We start from the raw sequence: 22,409 nt of genomic DNA, 5'->3' as shown, positions 1-22,409 counted from the left end.
GTGAATCTATGGAAAGGCTTTGAAATCTTTTTTCAAATTCCTGTCAAACCATAACTGGCTCCGAACAGTAATTTTTTCATACCGCTTTCGATTACCTGTACAGTAAATTAATACTTCATAAGTTTAGTATAAATATACTTTTGGACCAGAACCGACCATATAAAATTCCCTAAATTTAAAGTCTTTTTTAAAAATCGATATTTATGAATCCAAACCGTTTCTCTTGGCTTTCGTTATTGTTCCTGATCGGCTTCAACGCTGTACTAAGCCAAGAAATCTATCTTTCCGATATCCCCTTTGCCAATGAATGGAACGAGGCTTCCGAACAAGGCAAGTTCAAGTCCAGGATGAATAAGAATTTCAATGGCGGCCCCATTAAACTTTTAGGAATCGATTATCAAAAAGGTATCGGCACGCATGCTACATCACGCATTAAATATGACCTTGACCGTAAATATAAAACGTTTGAAGTACTTGTAGGTATTGATGATGTTACCAATGGACAAGGCGCGGCCACTGCCTATATAAAACTAGATGGTGAAATTGCTTACGAAAGTGATTTACTTAAAGGAAAAGAAAATCCAAAATCTATACAATTGGATGTTTCCGGTATTACCAGTCTTGAATTGCATACTACGGCCAAAAGCAATGATAAAGATGCGAACTTGGTAAATTGGGCCAATCCAGTACTAACTAAAATACATAAAACCATTGACTGGCAACCAGTAGGAAAAGTTGAATTGCTATCAAAACAAGACGGTATATATGAATTCGCGAACAAGCAGGCGCATATTACCGTTGAACCATACCGTTCTAACGCTTTCAGGATCCAGGTCAGAAAAGAGGCTTTGGACACAAATCCAATAAATGACGAGTTGGTCATGAATGCCAAAGATCCCGACCTGACCTATACTTTTACCGAAAATAAAATGTACTATGCTCTACGCACAGATTCACTTAGTCTTCGCATATATAATAATCCGTTGCGGTTGGCTTTGTATAAGGCCGATGGAAAAACCCTAGTCGTTGAGCAGCCCATTGATTTTTTGACCGAACTTGGCGAAACGCAGAAGCGAAGTTATTTTTCTATGGATGCTACTGGAAAGAAAGATGCCTATTTTGGAGGTGGTGTACAGTACGAAAATTTTAATCTTCGAGGCAAAAATATACGTAATTGGTCTATCTACGTTAATCAAAAACGTACAACGGGCGAGGTTGAGGTCACCATACCCACATTTTTTTCAACGGGCGGCTTTGGCATCTCTTTATTAACGGCCTATGAGACCTCCTTTGACTTTGGGAAGAAAAAAGAACAAATACTTGAGCTCGCCACAACAAATGGAAATTTAGATTATCTACTCTTTACCGGTACCCTTAAAGATCAGGTAAAAACCTACTTTGAGACAACAGGCTATCCGGCAATTTTGCCAAAACACGCTTACGGGCTCTCTTTTCGTGGTTATGGTGCCGGAGGCAATTATGGAGATAATACATGGAACGCGGAACAGTACAATACTTATGTAGAGGAATTCAAAAAGCGTGGTGTTCCTTTTGAATCTATCGGAACCGAGCCTGGCTGGTCTACTGATTTTGCAGGGTTCAATTGGTGGAACAAACAATTTCCCGATCCTAAAACTTGGGTAGAAAATATGATGCGGAAAGGACATCCCGTAGACTTATGGATACATACCGATGTCAATGAAAAGGATAAGGAAATACATAACATCATGAAGCCTTACCTCAACCTGAACCACTATCCCGACGTTAGTTCGGAAAAGGCCATGGACCTGCTCTTTGATTTCTTTGATGAGGAACACTTTTCTTTGGGAGTGACCGGTTTCAAAGAAGATTCCCATGTACAGCGCATTCAATACTATGACAAATGGGCCACGGGGGCCACGGGTAAAGAAATGCACAATGCCTATTGGCTACTTTGGCTGAAACACATGACGAATCGTTATATCTCGAAATACGAAAAAAGGCCGCTCAACCTTTTGGCATCCGGTTATACCGGTATTCAACGGTACCCTTTTATCAATTATGCAGACTATGGCAATCTCGAAGGGGCGACCAGGGCAATGATCAATTCGGGCTGGTTCGGCATCAACTATTCCTCTGAAATTCAAGGATTTTATAATAAAGAACAACCAAAATATGTACGGGCCGTACAATTGGTACAGATGGGACCTACTCCAATCCATAATGAATGGGCAGGAGGTGAATTACCTTGGAAACGACCTGATGAAACCTTCACCATCTATAAGAATATGAACAATCTGCATTACAAGCTCATTCCATATATCTATTCTTATGCCGGAAATATAAAAAGTGATATCCTTCCGTTAATACGGCCCCTACCCCTTATTTATGAAAAGGATGAGAAAACCTACGAAATTGACGATCAATATCTTTTCGGTAAGGAAATTCTGGTTGCGCCCATTACCGATCACCATAAAGCGGAAGCAAGCCGAAAGGTTTATTTTCCCAAAGGGGATGATTGGATAGATATGAAAACGAAGGCAGAACATCAGGGAGGCTCTACCATAAACACTACCTCTTCCCTTGATGAAATGCCTTTGTTCATTCGCTCCGGTGCCATAATTCCGATGATGCCAAAAGCACGGAAGTTAAGTGAGGCCACAATGGACAGTCTTGAAATTCATATATATCCCCATAAAAAAAATAGCTTCGCCCTATACGAAGACAACGGTACGGATTATGGATTTCAAGAAGGTCGGTACGCTTTGACCAACATCAGCTATTATGAAACTAAAAAAGAGCTTACCTTAAATATCGAAAAAAAAGGCGGCAGCTATAAAGGAATTCCAAAAAGTCGGATTTTCCGTTTCAAAATTTATATGGACATACCTAAAAAAATCATGCACGGCAAAAGGACTCTTCCAATTGATTATAAGAACGGATGCCTAACTTTAGATAGAATCTTTGAGGACAAACCGATTGAAATAAAGGTAATCTATTAGCTAACTTTATCCTATCCGAGCACAATCAATGAAAGAATTGATCAACAGCATGTACAAATCAACATACCGTCCCTCAAAAGAAAATCATATGATTACTTTTGCAGGTACAACCCCTTAATCTGATACAAGAATTTTCGTGCGACTTTACGCTGCTTTTCATTGAAGAATCCGTAAGGATAAAGGTTACCGTTTCGTCCCCTGCCAAAAACTTGGTGAGTTCCTTTTTACCCCCTCGTATGCAAAGTAGGTCAGCTTGGGTTTTCCGAGAACCTGAATATTAAAATTCTTTATACACAGAGTTTGATGAAGTATACTGATTAAAAATCCGCAAAACCTAAACGTACAAACACCGGAAGATGATTTGATGGATATTTACAATCTATGGAATCGCTCAAGACTCCATATTTGAGTAGTTTAAAAGTATTCTTTGAAATAAAGACATAATCTATACGCCTTACCACTGGTGCAGAAAATCGAAAACCATTATAAGTGCCTATTAGGTTTTTGTTCCAGCTATTAAGATTATCCCTGGATTATCATATTTAATGTTGTGTAAGTACATTAATAGTTCGGGAATGCACTACAAAGCCCACTACTAGGGGAATTAAGAACAATATGTTGTTTTGTTTTATTGGAATGAGGGCTCTCCCCTGAGTTTTTTGAACTGTTCATAAGCCTTGTCCACTTTTTCTTTTGGAGCTTGTTCAAATTCTCTATCGGTTACCTTATAATGGTTTTGAACACTATCCAATTTTTTCCGCATCATAGCTACAACTTCATTATAATCATCATCGTCTATGATATTATGCAACTCCTTGGGGTCTTCCTTCAAATCGTAAAACTCCCAAGCATCTATATCATCATAAAAATGCATCAGCTTATAGCGCTTGGTACGTATGCCATAGTGTTTTTTGACCATATGAAAAGCCGGGTAATCATAGTAATGATAATATATGACATCCCTAAAATCACTGTCTTTTACATCCCCGCTAAGCAAGTTTGTGAACGATTCACCTTGCATATCATTCGTGAATTCCGACCCTCCGGCAAAATCCAAGAAAGTCTGGGCAAAGTCAAGATTCTGTACCATAGCTTTAACCTTGCTCCCGGGCGCAATAACACCGGGCAATTGCATCAACAAAGGCATGCGAAGTGATTCTTCGTACATAAACCGTTTATCAAACCATCCTTTTTCACCTAAATAAAAACCTTGGTCAGAGGTATATACGACCAAAGTGTTTTCATCTAGACCGGTTTCTTCCAAATAATCCAAAATTTCCCCTACACCTTCATCTACCGAAGCTATAGTTGCCAAGTAATCCTGTAGGTACCTTTGCCCTTTCCAAATAGCCAATTCCTTCCCATGCAGGTCGGCCTTATGAAAAGCATTGTTTTTTGGCAAATAGGCCTCATCCCATTTTTTACGCTGCTCAGGGGTCATTCGTTCAAAATCTGTTTTCCAAGGATTGTGGGCCAATTCTGTTTTACCATACCCAACGGATATTTTTAAATCATGCCCCTCGTACATATCCTTATAAATAGTCTGCTGTTGTTCCTTAGCGGTTTGCTGCTTTTCAAATGTCGGAAAATAACTCTCGGGCAATGGAAAGTTTACAGAATCGTATTTGTTTGCATGGCGCAAAGCGGGCATCCAATTTCTGTGGGGAGCTTTTTGATGCACCATAAGAAAAAATGGCTGCCCGTTATCCGTATTATTCTTCAACCAAATTAGGCTCTTCTCCGTAATTATATCTGTTGTATAACCTTCTATGATAGTAGTATCGCTACCTTTAATAAATTCTGGGTTATAATAATTACCTTGATCGTTCAATACATCCCAATAATCAAATCCTGTAGGATTACCGTGCAGATGCCATTTACCAACAACAGCGGTTTTGTACCCTTTTTTTTGTAAGTGTTTTGGAAGGGTGGGCTGGCTCCCATCAAATTTTTCACCGTTCATACGAAATCCGTTGATATGACTGTGCTTTCCTGTGAGGATGACCGCCCTACTTGGACCACAAATTGCGTTGGTACAGAAGGCATTTTCGAATAAGGTCCCGTTTTTGGCAATCCGGTCTATGTTGGGCGTAGGAGCCAATTTAGAAATCTCATGCCCATATGCACTTATGGCCTGCGCCGCGTGATCATCGGCCATGATGAAAATAATGTTCGGGGGTGTTGATTCCTTTTCTGGTTCGTTAATCTTCGTTTCTCCTTTACATCCTAATACAATAATACCGATGATATATAGCAAAATTAGTTTTCTGAACATATTATTCATTTGAATCGATTTGAATTTTTGATTGTATATGTTGTTCATCAATAACGACCTTTTTAATAAACTCCGAAATTTCATCGGTATATCTATAGGCCAAATTTGCCCAGTCATGATTCCCCTTGGTATCATACATTAATTGATAACTTATCTTTAAATTTTCCAAACGTTGAGCTATGGATGCCGAACCATCCAAAAGGAGATATCCAGATTTATCTGAGGGGCAATAGTGATGCGATGCGCTCCCAAAAGGCACTAAATTATCCTCTTTTCCATGGAACAATAATGTAGGAACAGCGTTTTCTGGGGTAATATAACGAGCATCTACGACCGCTCCCGCAAAAGATACTATCCCTGCAAATTTTAAATCTTCATATAGCAGTGTCATATATTCCTCTTGATGTTTCATGAATGCCGTATTAAGCACACCTTCCGCACCAGCGCTACTGCCTATCAATATTATTTTTTCTGTATCGATACCAAAAAGGTTCCTCTGTTCCGACAAAAATGAAACTGCCTGTAAGATATCTGCGGATATTTCTACAAAAGTCCGTAATTTCTGTTTTGCCGGACAATCGCACCCAAAAGATTTTCCCTTGCGTGTTAGTCGATAACTGATTGAAGCTACCGCATATCCTTTTATTGCCATCTCTTTACAAAACTTCTTCTCCAGGGGATTATCCCTTTTTCCAGAAGCGAAGCCGCCACCATGTACAAGAATCAATAACGGTCTATTTTTTAATGTATCTTTCTTAGCACCGTAAAAATCCAACTGAAGCGTATCAGAATAGGTATAGGTATTAACGCTTATTTTCGAAAATAAATCATCCAAATAGCGTTCTTGGGCATGTCCAATGCAAATCCAAAAGAAAAGTATAGTCGTTTTTAAAATACGTAGCATTATTTTAGATCAAAAACTGTTTTTAATTGAGTATCGGAGTTTGTGCCTACAAAAACCTCAAAGATTCCTGGTTCGGCAACGAACTCTAAATTGTTGTTATAAAATTTCAAATCGTCAGGGGAAAGCGTAATAGTAACTTTTTTAGTCTCTCCTTTTTTCAAAAAAACTTTTTGAAACCCCTTCAATTGTTTCTTTGGTGGCGTAATACTCCGTACTACATCTCTCAGATATAATTGCACCACTTCTACCCCATCATAATCTCCCGTATTTTTTAGCGTTACACTTACTTCTACAGGTTCACCTTGCTTAATTTCCCTTTTGTCCACAGTCAAATTGGAATATTCGAAAGTAGTGTAACTCAGCCCATAACCAAAAGCCAACAAAGGTGTGTTGGGTGTATCTAGATAATTGGATTTGAATTTTTGAAATTCACCCGTTACCGATGCCGGTCTACCTGTTCTTTTTGCACTATGATATATTGGAATCTGACCTATATTTCTTGGCCAAGTAGCGGTCAATTTTCCTGACGGATTGTAGTTGCCGTACAATACTTCGGCAATGGCATTCCCTGCTTCTACCCCGGGATGCCATACTTGAAGAATACTCACCGGAAGGTCAAACTCTTCTTGAATAGTCAGGGGACGGCCACTCATTAGGACCAGTACTGTAGGTTTTCCTGTTTTGACCAGGGCATTGATCAACTTTTTTTGACTTTCAGGGATAGAAATATCGGTTCTACTTGCGGCTTCACCGCTCATTTCTGTAGCCTCCCCCACTACAGCGACTACCACATCTGAAGCTTGAGCTAAATTAATCGCTTCGTTCATTAACGTTTCGGGAGATTGGTCACTGACCTGTACTCTTGGACCAAAAACATTTACCTTTTTTGCCAATTCTGGGTCATCCGTAATATTAGCTCCTTTAGCATAGCTTATTGAAACGTTCGGGAAGTTATTATTAAGACCTTCCAAAACTGTTACGGCTAATTTCAGCTCTCCTGTAGGTGCCCAAGTACCGAGCATATTGTTACGGCTATGGGCCAATGGACCAACGAGGGCCACGTTTGCAGTTTGTTTTAAAGGTAAAACCTCATTATGGTTTTTCAATAACACAAAGGATTTAGTTGCGATTTCCTTCGCCAATGACCTGTTTTCCTTGGTTAAAATATCTTGGGCAGGTCTTTTTGCATCCGAATAACGATATGGATCTTCAAAAAGTCCCAATTTGTATTTGGCTTCCAATATTCTGCGACAGGCTTGGGTAATCTGTGCTTCGGTTACTTTTCCATCCTCAACTGATTTCTTTAATGTCGTCAGAAAACCTTCCCCTACCATATCCATATCTAGCCCCGCATTAATCGCTTGAGCCGAAACGGCTTGCAAATCACCCAAGCCATGGGCTATCATCTCGTTTACCGAAGTATAATCCGATACAACAAAACCATCAAAGCCCCATTGTTCCCTTAACAAATGGGTCATTAACCATTGGTTTCCCGATGCCGGAACACCATCAATATCATTAAAAGAGGTCATTACCGTGGCAACTCCTGCATCGACCGCAGCTTTATAGGGCGGTAAATATTGATTGTACATTTTCACCTTGCCCATATCTACCGTGTGGTAATCACGACCTGCTTCCGGAGCACCGTACAATGCCAAATGTTTAACGCAGGCCAACATCGTATTCGGTTGCGTTAAATCTGTTCCTTGATATCCTTTGACCATGGCTTCAGCGATTTTTGCACCTAAGTACGGGTCTTCTCCCGCCCCTTCGGCAATTCTTCCCCATCTGGGGTCACGGGCAATATCTACCATAGGAGAAAAATTCCAATTGATGCCATCTGCCGTTGCTTCTTTGGCGGCCAATCTGGCCGCTTTTTCTATCAGTGCAATATCCCAACTAGAGGAAACGCCCAAAGGTATAGGATAGGTAGTTTTATAACCATGGATAATGTCCGACCCTATAAGCAAAGGGATTTTTAATCTCGAGTTTTTAATCGCAATATCTTGAGCCTGTTTCACTTTTTCCGGACCGGCAACCCCAAAAACACCCCCTACTTTACCAGCTTTTATTTTGTCTTCTACATTTTTGCTAACCACGGAACCGGTCGCTATTCCGCCACCCGGGGTCAATAGATTTAATTGCCCTATTTTCTCTTCCAAAGTCATTTGGGACAATAGGGTTTCCACTTGTGGAATAGTTTTTTGGGCACGTATTGAAAATGTTCCAAAGAAAACAAATAATAATACCCAAAAATATTTTACTATGTTAATCATATTCTTTTTTTGAATTTTTGACTAATTGACTTTAATAGGCTCCGATCTTTCTGACACACCATTTTCGTTGAAAGATTCAATAGCAAAATAATAGCCTTGGTCCGTATTCAAGGATTTAATTTCCAATGAATTGGTTTCGTACAACAACCAGGAGCTATATAACTTATCAGGAGCAATTCCCCATAAAATATTGTACCCTTGGGCATTTTTGACCAAATCCCAAGTAATCATCAAATCACGCCTATCATGTTTTCTATTTATAGAAAGATTTTTAGGCTTTTTAGGTGCTTTTCCCGAGCCTTTACCAAAAATCCTGATATCTGAAAGCGATAAATAGGGCGTTGGAACATGTTTGTTCGTAAAACGGATATACCTTGCTTTTTTTGGCACCGATAGTTCAACATAATCGTTGGGCACATCTTTTTGGTTGGTACTTTGGTCTATAAGTACTTGCCAGGTTGTACCATCTAAAGAACCTTCGAGGATATATTGATGGTGCAATCCAGGTATTTTACCGTACATATCCGATCGGTAATCATTATAATTGACCTGTGCGGCATATACCATCGACGGTTTTTCCAAATCTATTTCTACCTGTTGTAGCTCATTATTCTCTTCAGCGAGCCAAAACGTTTTTATATTTTCATCGGTAAGGTTTTGACCCATATATTCTTTCACATGGGAAGTAGTCTTAACTTGTTTATTATAGGAAAGCAACATCCATCCTCTAAAACTTCCTTTTTTATTACCAATAGCTGGGGAGTAATGTGGATAGTCCCCAAAATAAGTATCACTATATAATAATCCGTCTTTATCAAAAAAAGTTGGAAAAGCTCCTATACGGCGTTCCCAGCCAATGTTTACGTTTACGGCCATGGACGAAAAATGCCAATAGACTCCATTTGGTCCTAAAACAGTACTCCCATGTCCTGCTCCATTAATAAAACCACCCGGCTTGTATGAAAATGGATTATTAGGAGCATATTCAAAAGGACCTAGGGGTGAATCCGCAATGTAAACTCCGTCACCATATACATTAAATTCGGTACCCGGTGCCGCATATTGTAGATAATATCTTTCATTGTATTTGGTCATCCACGGACCTTCTATATATCCTTTTAGAATGGTATCGGAATGGTTTTCTCCAAAACGTTCCCAACCATGCTTTTCCGGTTGAAGGTTGTACAGTTCGTAAGTTGTATCGGAAGGTTTGAAAAGCTTTGCTTTATCCAAAATCTTTGCGCGTATCGGAAATTTATTGGAAGACCCCCAATACATATACCCTTTTCCGTCATCGTCTATAAAAAGTGCAGGATCCTGTAATTGGCGTAAAATAGATGGTGTAGCCTGCCACGCTCCTTCTTCGGGTTTATCCGAATATAAGATACTCATTGTTCCAGAAGGATTCCCCGCTACATATAATACTGAGTCTTTATAGTTAAAAGCAGCGGGAGCATTAGAGCCTTGAAAATACCATTGTTTGGGTTTGATAAATTTCCAATCGGTCAAATCTTTTGAATACCAATATCCCATAGAACGGGTCACGAACATATAATATCCATCCCTGAACTTTACCACCGCAGGATCGGCACCCGAACGATATGACAGGTTTTTGTGTGCATTATAGATCATATAGGTGTAGTCTATATTGACCGGGTTGCAATAAGTCTCTTGTTGGGGAAAAAGAAATTGCATCCCAAAACCGAATGCTAAAATCAGGATATATTTTAATCTATTTTTCGGCATACGTATTACTGGGATAATTTATATTTTAAAAGGAAAAACCAAGTTTCTCAAGTCCTGATCGAACGTCTTCGTTCTTCATGAAAAGCCTCCATAAAAGTTCTGTTCTATGATTTTCAATCATTACTATAATGGGTCCCTGGTCAATGGCCAAATAGGCCTCTGCTACCCAAAAATCATATTGCGGACTAAAGGCATCATAAAACCCGGCAGGACCCAGAAGTTTATCCTTATGGGAATAAAAATAGCGTAAGGCACGCATCGATTCCTCTGGGGTATAGGGCATTGAACTTAGAGCAGCCGTCGGTGAGATAACTCCAATATCGTTACTGCCCGGCCTGTGCGCCCTGTAAGTTATATTACCATCATTATTTCTAGAATAACTGGCCGTTAGGCCCCAACAATCTTTTCCATAATCAAGAAAATTGTTCGGGTTATCCACACAATATTGATAATTGATTTTTGAGTGGTTGACATTTACATCAGTATAATTCACAAATTCATCGGATAAGTTTCTGGGATCAAGGCCCAAGTATGAATAATGCGCCCAGAATAAGGGGCCCCCATAAGCGGTATTCCCCGCATGTTTTGCCACTAAAGGCAGTCCATATTGAACATCCGAGGATATAATTCCGCCATTGGAGGCCCATCCGTTTGTATAAGCATTTTTAGAGATGGTATAATCCGGTGAGGCAGCTCCTAAAATATAGGCAATCAATACTTCGTTATATCCTTTCAATTCTAAATTGATATCAAAACCAAAGTTAGGGCTCCAATGCCAGTACAATGTATCTTCACCTTGGGTGTACCAATCCCATTCCACCCCCTTCCAGAGGATATCGGCTTTGGCCGCCAATGCCTTTTCGGCATCATCGCCTTCTTCAAAATATTCTTTAATACAGATTAAACCCTGCACCAAGAAAGCGGTTTCCACTAAATCGCCTCCATTATCTTTTTCGCTGAAAGGAATGGTATTTCCATTACTACCATTGATCCAATGAGGCCAAGCCCCGTGAAAACGATCAGCAGATTCTAAAAAAGATAGAATATTGGTCAACCTCTGCATTCCTTCTTCCTTAGTTACAAAACCTCTTTCAATCCCGACCAATATGGCCATTAAGCCAAAACCTGTTCCCCCTGTAGCAACGGTATTTTGATCCCTACTAGGTTCATTGGGATGGTATCGCTCCCTAGCCCCACCGGAATCGGATTGTGCAAAATCCCAAAAATATCTAAAGGTTTCAAGTTGGGTCAAGTCCAGCAGTTCCTCATCCGTAAGCTCCGGCTCTTCTTCTTTGGGCATGTCATCAACAGCTTCTTCCGGTAATTCGGAAACACCAACAGGCCCTTGTTGTTCATCACATGATGCGAACATCAATACCATTGCCGAAAAAAAGATATAGCTACATATACGTTTCATTATAAATTGATTTCTTTACTAGTAAAGCCCAATTCTTTCAGGCCTGTTTGAACATCCGCGTTTTTCATGAATAGCTTCCAGAACAAACCTGTTCTGTAATTCTCTATCATAACGGGTATAGGGCCTTGGTCGATAGCCAAATAGCGAGGTACATACCAGCTATGTTGCATACTAAAAGCATCGTAAGGACCATATTTTCCTATTAAGGAATCTTGTTCGGTGTACAAGAATCTTAGGAAAGCCATACTTTCTTCAGGTGTGTAAGGCATGGAGGACAAAGCCGCGGTGGGTGAAATTACTCCTAAGTCCCTATCTGGACGGTGGCCTTTATAGCCGTTCATGGAATAACTTGAGGTAAGCCCCCAGCATTTTTTACCATAGCCTTTAAAATGATTCGGATTTTCAACACAATGCTTGTAATGAATAAGAGCGTGATGAGTATTCAGTTTCCAATAGTCACCGTATTGATCACTAAGTCCTTTCGGGTTTAAGCCTAAATAGGAATAATGTGCCCAGAACAGTGGACCAACAGGTGATGTATCGTGCGGATAATGGTCCAGTTCGGTTTCTAGACCATAATACAGGGTGTCATTAGTAATCGCTCCATTTCGGGCCCATCCTTTGTAATATACGTTCTCATCAATGGGATGTGTAGGTGAAGCTGCTGCCAAAACATACATAATCAACGCCTCGTTGTAACCATCTACGGCGAAGTCCATGTCCCACCCAAATTCGGGACTCCAATGCCAGTAAAGGACATTTTTTCCTCCTTTCGTATACCAATCCCACTCTACTTCTTCCCAGAGCTGCTGTATTTTGTTGGCAATCGCTCTTTCTTTTGTATTTTCCTTATTTAGATACTCTTTTACCGTCAACAATCCTTGTATTAAAAAGGCGGTCTCCACGAGATCGCCTCCATTGTCCTTTTTGCTAAAAGGTGCCGTTTTACCGTTGGGCATCAACCAATGTGGCCAAGCACCATGAAAGCGGTCAGCTTTTTCTAAAAAGTCAACTATTTTTTGATATCGTCCAACAGCTTGTTCCCTAGTTATAAAATCGCGTTCAACTCCAACAAGTATTGCCATGATTCCAAAACCGGAGCCTCCTATCGTTATAATATCCTTATCATGCGTGGGATAAATGCCATCTAGATGAATGCGTTCACGGGCCAGTCCTGAATTGGGTTCCGCACCTTCCCAAAAATATTGAAATGTTTGTTTTTGAACACTATCCAACAAAGCACTGTTCGTCCACTTTTTAGAATTGACGGTATTATTTGTCGTTTCAAGCTTTTTTGATGATTTATGGCCATTGCATCCTACTACTAAAAAAGATGCAACAGCCATAAGAACTAAAACTAACCTCATATAATTAACTCAAAACTATCTTATAAATCGGAATTCATGATTCCCTGTATTTCTTCTTGAGACAATGCTTTACCATACAATCGTAACTCATCTATAAAACTTAAGTCGGATAGATGGTTCCATTGGTTAAAACGAGGTGCACCAGAACCAATGGACAGTAAATCACAACCCGTCCAATCAATGCCACCATCAAGTGTATTCTGCGCTACTTGCTCGCCGTTTATATAAACTGCTGCCTCTGTGTCGGAAATAGTAAAGGCCAAATGCACCCAATCTGTTGTAGTTGTTGGGTCCAGTGCCGCGGCATCTCCACCGTCTATCCAAGTATCACCGTCACCGCGACCAACATTCAATTTAAAAACCTGTCGGGTTTCATTGCCCTCCCTAAAAAATCGGAATCCGCTGGTACGTAAGTTTTGTATATCCGGATATTCCGCCCTTTCAGTATCCTCAGGGCCCATTACAAGTATTCCTCCCCTATTAGGGTCTGCGTTCATCTTATACCAGAAGGTGGCACTAAATTCCGATGTCGTGAGACCATTAGTAGGAAATGTAAGATAAGAATCCGCAGCTCCCGCAAAGGCATTTTCCCCGTCAACACTCTCTCCTGCAAAACCGGTAGTGCCTACCACGGTAGCTTCTAAATCGCTAAACAACTCCGTATTATCCCCATCAAAAGGCATGTAGAACATTTCTTCATCAAAGGTTCCAACAAAACCACCCGCCTCCGTGACCATAATGTTTTGGATTTCGCTCTGCGAAAGCGCTCTATTGAACATTCGTAGCTCATCCATGTTACTGCTGTCCGATTTGTGGTTCCATCCTGTAAAACGAGGTGCTCCCGACATGATCGATACAATATCGCAACCTGTCCAATCTACACCTCCCATTAAATCTCCTTCCCGTACTATTTCCCCATTTATATAAACTGCGGCACTATTTCCCGAAATGGTGAACGCCATATGTGCCCAACCTGAATCAGGTGCTAAATCCGCTGCTTCGCCACCATCAAACCAAACATTGGCAGAACCTGTACCCACATTCAATTTAAAACGTTGATTGCCTGCCGCATTCTCCCTAAAAAATCTAAAACCGTTATTCCTATTATTTTGGGCATCGGGATTTGCCTCGTCCGGAGGACCAATAACCAAAATACCTGCTCTATCAGGATCGGCATTGACCTTATACCAAAAAACCGCAGTAAATTCTTCATCCAGTATCCCTTCCGAGGGAAGTGTAAGGTAAGCATCCGTTGCACCGGCATAAGCATTGAGCCCTACAAAACCTTCTCCTAAAAATCCGGGAGAGCCTATTTTGTCCGCTGGTCTAAGGCCAACTAAATCAAAATAATCCCCATCAAACGGCATGTACACGGTTTCTCCCATATATAAGGGGATGTAAGCCGGTTCTTTTACGAAGTTGACAGATACCGAGGTCGTTTTACCATCAATATCCGTTGCATTTACCGTAAATTCATGCGCACCATCCTCTAGATTGTCATAGGTTATATCATCTACCAACACACGGCGATAATCCTTAAAATTGCCCATGGTCGCAATTGTGTTGCCATCTATAAGCGCGTCTATCTTTGCAACCTCTATATCATCGGTCACCTCAAAATCTACGGTAATACTGGTCACTGCCTCCAATACCTTGATCGTTGTACCCTCAACCGGAAAATTAATAGTCACTTGTGGAGCAGATGCATCTGCTCCCGGATCTATTTTAGTTATATCGTCTATTCCTTGATCGCAGCCATAGGTTAATACAAGTGCCGCTAAACCTATAAAGAAGTATTTAATATTTTTCATCTTGTTTGTTTTTTAGTTTGATATATCGCCCAGAATAGGGAATTCGTCAATTTGGTCCTGATGGTAGGTAACAAAAGCTTTGTCCTGGGTAAAAGTCCTTCCCCCGAAACTTAGTTCTTCATCTCTTCCCAACCTGACCATGTCAAAAAACCTTTTCCCCCATTCCATGGCCAGTTCAGCATATTTTTCATCGACCACCTGATCTAAGGTCACGCCGCTTAACGGAGAAAGTCCGGCCCTTTGTCTAACTTGATTTACCGCTTCATCCGCAGATATTGCCGAACCTGAAGCACCTTGAAGCAATGCTTCAGCATATATCAAGAGGGTTTCGGCATAACGAAAGACAATATAATGTTTGTTACTACCATAAGCCGTACGACCGGGAATGAGTTGGTTCGTGGGCAGGTAATGTTTTCCGCTGGACCATATTGACCTTACATTGGATGTGTTTGTATCACCATCCCTCGTTGTAGGCGAGACAAAATCAGGTAATGTTTCCGCGGTATAGCTGGTGCTTGCTATAAGGCTATCTATACCTCTTTGACTAAAAAATACCGAGGTTTCCAAACGTTCGGTTTCCCCCCTGTCCAACATAAACGCTACATATTTCATGGAAGGCTCAAAAAATCCCCATCCATTACTTGCTCCTGCTACCGTAGGAGTCCAACTATTTGGTCCATATGGATTGTAAAGATGGCTTACCCTGTCCCCTTCGCCAGCGCCAAAATCAGAATATTGAAACTCAAATAGACTTTCATCACTAAGTTTTCCCGGGGTTTTGAACAACTCATAAAAATCGTTGAAAAGACTGAATTTTCCCGAACCGATAATCTGACCGGCAGCATCTGCAACGCCTTGGTAATTCTTTAACTCCTGATTGGCCACCGCTTTAATCATTAGTGCCGTATACCGGGTTACTCCTCCTTTTAAATCGGTACGCTCATTAGGTCGCATATCCGGTAAAAATGGAAGGGCCTCATCCATCTGATCGGAAATATGCTGCATTACCTGATCTTTAGTAGGAACTTCGGTAACATTAGCAAAATCATTAAGGTCAGAGGATTCCGGGATAAAAACGGCACCGTAAACTTGCGATAGTTGAAAAAGTAGTATCGCCCTTAAAACTTTAGCTTCGGCGATATATTGGTTGCCCAAGGCGATTCCTTCGGCATCGGCGAATTCCATATACCTTTCTATTTGCTCCATACCCGTATGGGCGCTAATAATATCCCCATAATAGGTTTCCCATAACGTCCGGGATCCAAAAAAGGAGTTGTCGTATACATAACGGTCTTGATTTATAAGCCCCTGTTGATCACCGGCCGCGGTGACATCATCTCCTCTAGTAGAAACTACCAAAGGTTGTTCCCAGCCTCTGCTGGTCACCGCTTGATACACTCCGATAAGTGAAAAAACCATGTCATCGGTTTTTGAAAAATCGGTGCCGCCGGCAAAATTATTATTCAGTTCAGGTTGATCCAATTGTTCTGAACAACCTATAAACATCACTCCCAAAAGAGCGAAAAACAAAAGTGATTTGTTGATTTTTATATGTCTCATAGCTATAATTTTAAATTTTGATATTTACGCCAAACGTATATACCCCTGGAATAGGATACGTTTGATTGTCTCTCCCATTTGCCACCTCAGGAGTAAAACCATTATAATTAAACAGTGTTACGGGCCTCTCGGCAGTTAGATAAAATCTAATGTCCGGTCTAAATTTCCCTGACAATCGAGGCAATGTATAACCCAACGTAACGTTCTGAAGTCTTACGAAATCGCCTTTTTCAACAAAGAAGCTGTTTAGAAATTGATTGCTCCATGGGTTTCTAATACCTCTTGCCGAAGGATATGAATTGGAGGTTCCTGGACCATTCCAACGGTTTATGGCAAAATCCCTATCAATATTAGGGTCCGGGGTTTGCCGTATGGCGAAACGCTTTTGGTTTGCTATAACATTACCTCCTTGACCTATTACGTTCAAAGAGAAATCCCATGCTTTATAGTTGAGCCCCAGATTAAAACCAAAAGAATATGTTGGTAGAAAAGATCCTAAATCTACCCTATCCTGTGCGTCAATGACCATATCACCATTATGATCCACAAATCTGAAATCACCAGGCTGTACGGTCAATCCATCTCCGATTGCCGCAACGGCTGCAGGGTCTGCTTGGATTTCTTCATCGGTTTGGTACACCCCGTCGACCTCAAGTCCAAAAAAAGGATTTATGGTACCTCCCACCACGGTCCGTTGCGCCGTATCACCACCTGTAGTTAGATTCTCCTGTCCGGATAAATCCAGCACTTCATTTTTTAAAGTTGAAAAATTTGCCCCGATCGAATATCTGAAATTTTCGGAAACCTGCTTGTTCCAATTTAATACTATTTCAAAACCCGAGTTTCTAATTCTACCAACATTCTGTCTTGTCTCACCGGGTACCAATAATCTTGATACCGGAATGACCGCATCTTTGGTTTCCCTGCTAAAATAATCGGCATCTATAGAAAGTTGATTATTGATCAATCTTGTAGTGATACCAACATTGGTTTCGGCAGTCACTTCCCACTTTAATGCCTCAAAGTCGCTACTGGTGACTATTCCGGGAAATCTTACATCGCCAAAAGCTGCATCTACCTCATCGGATGTAATGCCACCACTACTTGCTGCAACATTGGCATTTCCTAACTCACCCCAACTGGCTCTTAATTTTAAAAAATCCAAGATACCGTTGTTCTCCATAAAAGGTTCCTCAGATACTACCCAACCGGCACCAATTGTAGGAAAGTAACCCCACTTTTCTTGGTACTTACTGGTGGCATCTGCCCTAAATGTCCCATATAAAAGGTACTTGCTGTCAAAGTTATAGGCAATACGCCCAAAATAGGAAAAGAAGTATTGTCTAACCCCATTGTCTCCAACACCATCTATATCAATAGTATTTGCCAAATCCAAAAAGTATGATTCATCACCAATACCTGGGCCGTTTGGGAAATTCAGACCCTTAGCCTCTAATTGTTCCAATGATCTATCCCTGAAAGAGGTGCCCAACAAAACAGTTAGATTATGTTTTCCAAAATCGTCATTATATGTTAGGGTATTGTCCCATGTCTGTTCAGAAAAAGTTTCATTTCTTTTAATCAGCTCAGCATTCTCCCTGAATGCATTTCCATTACCAAAGAAAAAGGGTAATCTTACCTCTCTTGTTTCCAAAGTTTCAAGATTGTGATAATAGGCTGTTTTGAACGAGAGTTTATCGGGGATTAATTCATAGTTCAAATCAAAGGTCACCAAGGTATTCCTTGATTTATTTCTGTTCTCGGTGTTCTCCAATATTGGAAAGGGGTTTTGAGTGCCTCTATACCCCAAATCTTGGGCATTGGCATAAGGCCTGGGAAAGGCATCGGTTTTGGATGGATCCAAAACGGGCATTGTCGGTACTGCAAAATAAGCTAGGGCAAACGCAGTTTCTTCGGGACGAAATCTAGTAGCGTTGCTTAGTAGTGTAGAGACGCCAACACTTAAACGATCGTTTATATCTACGTTCAATTTGGTTCTAATGTTAAATCGTTCAAAATCATTCTTCATTCTTAGGATACCTTCTTGTTCAAAGTAACTCAGACCTACTGAATAGGTAATCCCATTTGTTCCTCCCGCCACCCCAAGGCTATGGTTTTGTTGGAGTGCATGGCGCAATATTAAATCATACCAATCTGTATTGACATTTGGAATGTTAGGGTTAATTCTACTTCTCCCATAGCGCTGCATGGCATTGTCTATGGATTGTGCTTCCACAGCGGAACCGGACTCTCTCGCCAAAGTGGCAAATTGTTCCGAATTGGAAAGTTTTACCACATTATGGGCAATTTGAACCCCTTGATAGCCATTGTACGTAATTTGCGGTTTCTGATTGGCCCTACCTGATTTGGTCTCGATCAATACTACACCGTTTGCGGCCCGTACCCCATAAATAGCGGAAGCTGATGCATCTTTTAGTACCGAAATGGTTTCAATATCCTCATTATTTAAAAAATCGATATCGTCAAAAAATGTTCCGTCTACGACATACAATGGGTCGGAAGCTCCGTTGACATAGGAGCCAATACCCCTTACCCTAATGGTGGGGGAAGTTCCTGGCGCACCACTACTTACTACCTGTAGACCAGCTACCTTTCCCTGCAATGCCTGTAAAGGCGAGTTAGAAGGTGTTCTAACAATATCCTCGGATTTTACAGTAGCTATAGATCCCGTTAAATCGGCCTTCTTTTGTGTACCGTAGCCAATTACCACTACTTCATCCAAAGTTTCTGTATCTTCTTGTAATGTGACATTAACGATGGTCTGACCTTTCACTTGGATGTCCGTAGAGACAAAACCTATATAACTAATTGTCAAAGTTGCAACAGATGGAACATCGTTTAAAATGTAATTTCCATCAAAATCAGTTTGAGTTCCGGTAGTAGTTCCCTTTATGATTACACTTGCACCCGGCAAAGGCGTTCCATTGCTATCGGAAACGGTTCCCGATAAAGTAACATCTTGCTGCGCCTGTACATAAAATTGAAACAATAAAAAACATATTGTCAATAAATGGTTTTTAATTTTCATAATTGTTCAAAAATTGAGTTAGATTTTTACTAAATTATCAAAATGAGGGTCTTAACAGTATTGAGATAGCTACATAAAAACTACATCAATAAAATCAGTCCGATAAACACTGTTTTTCTCGGGTTTTGCAGTAGTGATTAAGGAAGCTTAGCTCAAAAATTTAACATAATGATGTATAAATGATGTAGTAGTAAAAAACGCATTACATATAAAATGCTTTTCTATTTTATTGTAATCAAAAAGTTGGAAATATTTTGAGAACCATCAATTTTCAATTTCTTTCTTAACCGATACCGGTGAATTTCCACGCCTCTAATAGATATCCCCATTAAAGGAGCTATTTCTTTGGAAGAAAGGTTCATTTTTAGATACGCACATAATTTTAAATCTTTGGGGGTTAGTTTGGGATACTTGCCAAGCAACACTTCAAAGAAGTCTTCATGTAATTCTTTGAAATTCACCTCAAAATTTTTCCAGTCCTCATCGTCATTGATAGAGCTATCCAATTTTTTCATGAAAGAGCGATATCGTTGTTTATTGTCAAATTTATCCTTGTTCATCATCAACAACGCCTTTAATTCAAGCAACAGTTCATTCTTTTTTGCAACGTTCATGGTAGTACTGGCCAGCTCTTTCTGTTTTGACCTTATCTCCTTGCTTAATTTCTCTTTTTCTAAATAAGCCAAATGCTCTTCTTGTTCCTTATGTAATTTTTCCTTTAGCCTTTTATGTTTGCGTTCCAATTTATTTTTGTTGTACAACCTTATTAAAAAAACCACGCCAATCAATAAGATTCCGTATAACAATATGCTCCATTTAGATAAATACCATGGGGGCAGGATCTGAAATGTAATTTTTTGGGAACTTGATAATTCATCGCCTATACTAACGGTATGTACATCCAGTTCATAAGTCCCAAATGGCAAGTTTTGAAAAGTAATGGTACCATTATCTTGATAAGCAGCTTGCTCTATTTTACCGCGGAGTTTATAATAGTATTTGTACTGTTTAAAACAGCCAGCCGATACCTCCAAAGTGAGGATTTGCGATTTATGATATGGGACATCGAACATTTTCTCTTTCAGGGAATACTTTTTTTCCTCATCATTGAAGGAACCTAATTTGGGTCGGGGCAACTCAACATCTTTTAGTTGGTTTTGAAATCTGGAAAGATTGAATTTTCCGAACCCGTCACTTAGAGTGAAATAGTAGATAGAATCATTATAATTTACGATTGTCTTTGTTTCGGGAGCCAGTCTTTGCTTTAATTGTGCATCATCTAGCGTGAATTGATTTCCCCTCAGATTAGTATGTATAATTTTTTTAGAATTTTCATTGTCCGCAAACCAATAATATAGTTCGTTATGATGCACCAAATCCATGTTATTGAAATTGCCGAACTCTTTAAATTCTATTATTTTATCTATAATGGGGTCATATTTATACCAATTTCCTTCACTTGACAATACAATCTGATTCTTAATGTTGTACAGTTTGATGTTGAACGTATTCGGGATAACATCCGTATCAAATTCTTTGATTTTTAACACCTTAGTGTGGTCATTGTTCATCTTGACCCTGAACAAACCCTTATATGGATGTGCGGCCCAAAGAACATTCGTATTTTCAAAACAGAGTTGCTTTACAGGAAACGTTAATCCTTCTACCCTACTGGCCAACCAAGTCCCGTTCTCATTTTTTTGAAATTTGGCTATTCCCGTATATGTGCCTTGAATAAAATCCGATGCTTTTTCCGGGATTTTGACAATTTGGTAACCTCCGGATATATTGGACACTTTGTTTAAAACTCCGTTTTTAAGTATAAAGGTTCCGGTATTGTGACCACAGAAGAGTTCACCATCTATAATTTCCAAGTCCCAAACATGGCCTTGAGAGCCGGAAACAAACTGTAATCTATCTTCTTGAAAATAATAAATACCTGTATTGCTGCCCAAGTATAACTCCCCATCATGATTTGCAAGATCGTAAACCGTTCCAAGAGCTCCTGAATAATCCGTATAATATGTTATTGGATTATTAAGTTGAATTTTGTCCACGCCATTGTCAAGGCCTAACCACAATTGCTGCTTAAATTGAATCATGGACAACACCGTATTATTCTGTAAGCCTATTTCCTTGTTGAGATTTTGAAATGTTCTTAGTTTAGAATCGTAGATGTAGATTCCGTTTTTGATAGTGCCGAAGGCGATTTTATTATCGCCTATGGTCAAAGCCTTATTTAATTGATGTTCTTTCAATTCGTTATTGATTTCGCCCTCCAAGGGTCGCAGGTCGTTATCCGATAATATAAAACACCCACTTAATTTAGTACCTATCAGAAGGTCTTTCCCTAAGGACAACATGTCCACAATAATCTTGTCTTGTAGTCCCTCTTGATATTCTAGAGGTACCAGTTCACCATTTCTTAACCAAAATAGTCTTCTGTGTTCGCCTGCTACAATAACTTCATCATTGTAGCGTGCAATATTCGTCACTACAAAAGGAGAATCTACTACTTCAATCTTACTATCCCTATAAATATAAATGGTGGAAAAAGACCTAAAGAGTATAGTATCTTTAAATTGGATGATCTGCCAAAACTCCTCGTTGGTAAATTCATGCCCTTTGATCAAATGTGTGAGCGAAAAATACTGTAACAAACCATATTCGTCCTTCTGCCAAAAACCAAACTCTTCATAAGATCCCGTGTATATTTTATCGTTTATAAAGGCTACGGAGCGTAAAATAGTTTTGTTCGGTAATTTATTAAGAGTCCAATTCTCTCCGTTGAAATGCAGCAATCCATTATTGTTTGCTACATACAGCTCACCATCTTCGTCCATAGTAAGCCCCCAGTTTTTACTTGCCGCATTGTACTCGTAACTGGTGTAGTTTTTAATAGGAGGTGATAAGTTTTGCCCTCTACCCCATATAGTTGAAATAAATAACGCTATTAGAAAGAGAAATACGGTTTTCATCTTTTAGGTAATTTCATCAATTTGTAAAGATGGTTAAAGATAGTT

11 protein-coding genes are annotated in these 22,409 nt (G+C 39.9%); 1 reads left to right on the top strand and 10 read right to left on the bottom strand.

The features are described 5' to 3' along the window. Positions 1–203 precede the first annotated feature (203 nt). Positions 204–2,981 (top strand): NPCBM/NEW2 domain-containing protein, encoded by a 2,778-nt coding sequence (locus tag ACKWBX_RS08325; RefSeq protein ID WP_413968210.1) that lies wholly within the window; start codon positions 204–206, stop codon positions 2,979–2,981. A 628-nt stretch (positions 2,982–3,609) separates the two neighbouring features. Here the strand turns inward: ACKWBX_RS08325 and ACKWBX_RS08320 are convergent. The 10 genes from ACKWBX_RS08320 to ACKWBX_RS08275 all read right to left on the bottom strand — a co-directional run bounded on the left by ACKWBX_RS08320 (position 3,610) and on the right by ACKWBX_RS08275 (position 22,364). Continuing rightward, complete coding sequence (locus ACKWBX_RS08320; RefSeq protein WP_413968209.1) at positions 3,610–5,256, bottom strand: sulfatase family protein; 1,647 nt, start codon at positions 5,254–5,256, stop codon at positions 3,610–3,612. 1 nt (position 5,257) lies between these two features. Next, the gene (locus ACKWBX_RS08315) at positions 5,258–6,160 is read right to left on the bottom strand and encodes an alpha/beta hydrolase (protein ID WP_413968208.1); all 903 of its coding nucleotides are present in this window, start codon (positions 6,158–6,160) and stop codon (positions 5,258–5,260) included. Continuing rightward, entirely contained in the window at positions 6,160–8,436 is a 2,277-nt protein-coding gene (gene bglX / locus ACKWBX_RS08310) for a beta-glucosidase BglX (RefSeq protein WP_413968207.1), read from the bottom strand. The genes ACKWBX_RS08315 and bglX overlap by 1 nt, the downstream gene beginning before the upstream one ends. Before the next feature lie 21 nt (positions 8,437–8,457). Further along, positions 8,458–10,182: a family 43 glycosylhydrolase gene (locus tag ACKWBX_RS08305; RefSeq protein WP_413968206.1), complete on the bottom strand. Its 1,725-nt coding sequence runs from the start codon at positions 10,180–10,182 to the stop codon at positions 8,458–8,460. A 25-nt stretch (positions 10,183–10,207) separates the two neighbouring features. Continuing rightward, the gene (locus tag ACKWBX_RS08300) at positions 10,208–11,599 is read right to left on the bottom strand and encodes a glucoamylase family protein (RefSeq protein ID WP_413968205.1); all 1,392 of its coding nucleotides are present in this window, start codon (positions 11,597–11,599) and stop codon (positions 10,208–10,210) included. Beyond that, positions 11,599–12,966, bottom strand: coding sequence for a glucoamylase family protein (locus tag ACKWBX_RS08295; protein WP_413968204.1), 1,368 nt, complete (start codon positions 12,964–12,966; stop codon positions 11,599–11,601). Before ACKWBX_RS08295 ends, ACKWBX_RS08300 begins: the two co-directional genes overlap by 1 nt. A 20-nt stretch (positions 12,967–12,986) precedes the next feature. Further along, positions 12,987–14,777 (bottom strand): LamG-like jellyroll fold domain-containing protein, encoded by a 1,791-nt coding sequence (locus ACKWBX_RS08290; RefSeq protein WP_413968203.1) that lies wholly within the window; start codon positions 14,775–14,777, stop codon positions 12,987–12,989. Between the two features lie 12 nt (positions 14,778–14,789). Continuing rightward, a complete protein-coding gene (locus ACKWBX_RS08285) occupies positions 14,790–16,337 on the bottom strand; it encodes a RagB/SusD family nutrient uptake outer membrane protein (protein WP_413968202.1) in 1,548 nt (515 codons plus the stop codon). A gap of 10 nt (positions 16,338–16,347) precedes the next feature. Then, positions 16,348–19,386: a SusC/RagA family TonB-linked outer membrane protein gene (locus ACKWBX_RS08280; RefSeq protein WP_413968201.1), complete on the bottom strand. Its 3,039-nt coding sequence runs from the start codon at positions 19,384–19,386 to the stop codon at positions 16,348–16,350. A 221-nt stretch (positions 19,387–19,607) separates the two neighbouring features. Then, positions 19,608–22,364: a helix-turn-helix and ligand-binding sensor domain-containing protein gene (locus tag ACKWBX_RS08275; protein WP_413968200.1), complete on the bottom strand. Its 2,757-nt coding sequence runs from the start codon at positions 22,362–22,364 to the stop codon at positions 19,608–19,610. Positions 22,365–22,409: the final 45 nt, after the last annotated feature.

The organism is Maribacter algae (genome assembly GCF_047345745.1).
Classification (GTDB): domain Bacteria; phylum Bacteroidota; class Bacteroidia; order Flavobacteriales; family Flavobacteriaceae; genus Maribacter.
Note: the sequence above shows the minus strand (reverse complement) of the source record. Positions and strands in the feature narration are given on the sequence as shown.

Excerpts from the sequence above, each read along its gene's own strand:
- ACKWBX_RS08325 (WP_413968210.1), top strand. The coding sequence starts at position 204 with ATGAATCCAAACCGTTTCTCTTGGCTTTCGTTATTGTTCCTGATCGGC.
- ACKWBX_RS08320 (WP_413968209.1), bottom strand. The coding sequence starts at position 5,256 with ATGTTCAGAAAACTAATTTTGCTATATATCATCGGTATTATTGTATTA.
- ACKWBX_RS08315 (WP_413968208.1), bottom strand. The coding sequence starts at position 6,160 with ATGCTACGTATTTTAAAAACGACTATACTTTTCTTTTGGATTTGCATT.
- bglX (WP_413968207.1), bottom strand. The coding sequence starts at position 8,436 with ATGATTAACATAGTAAAATATTTTTGGGTATTATTATTTGTTTTCTTT.
- ACKWBX_RS08305 (WP_413968206.1), bottom strand. The coding sequence starts at position 10,182 with ATGCCGAAAAATAGATTAAAATATATCCTGATTTTAGCATTCGGTTTT.
- ACKWBX_RS08300 (WP_413968205.1), bottom strand. The coding sequence starts at position 11,599 with ATGAAACGTATATGTAGCTATATCTTTTTTTCGGCAATGGTATTGATG.
- ACKWBX_RS08295 (WP_413968204.1), bottom strand. The coding sequence starts at position 12,966 with ATGAGGTTAGTTTTAGTTCTTATGGCTGTTGCATCTTTTTTAGTAGTA.
- ACKWBX_RS08290 (WP_413968203.1), bottom strand. The coding sequence starts at position 14,777 with ATGAAAAATATTAAATACTTCTTTATAGGTTTAGCGGCACTTGTATTA.
- ACKWBX_RS08285 (WP_413968202.1), bottom strand. The coding sequence starts at position 16,337 with ATGAGACATATAAAAATCAACAAATCACTTTTGTTTTTCGCTCTTTTG.
- ACKWBX_RS08280 (WP_413968201.1), bottom strand. The coding sequence starts at position 19,386 with ATGAAAATTAAAAACCATTTATTGACAATATGTTTTTTATTGTTTCAA.
- ACKWBX_RS08275 (WP_413968200.1), bottom strand. The coding sequence starts at position 22,364 with ATGAAAACCGTATTTCTCTTTCTAATAGCGTTATTTATTTCAACTATA.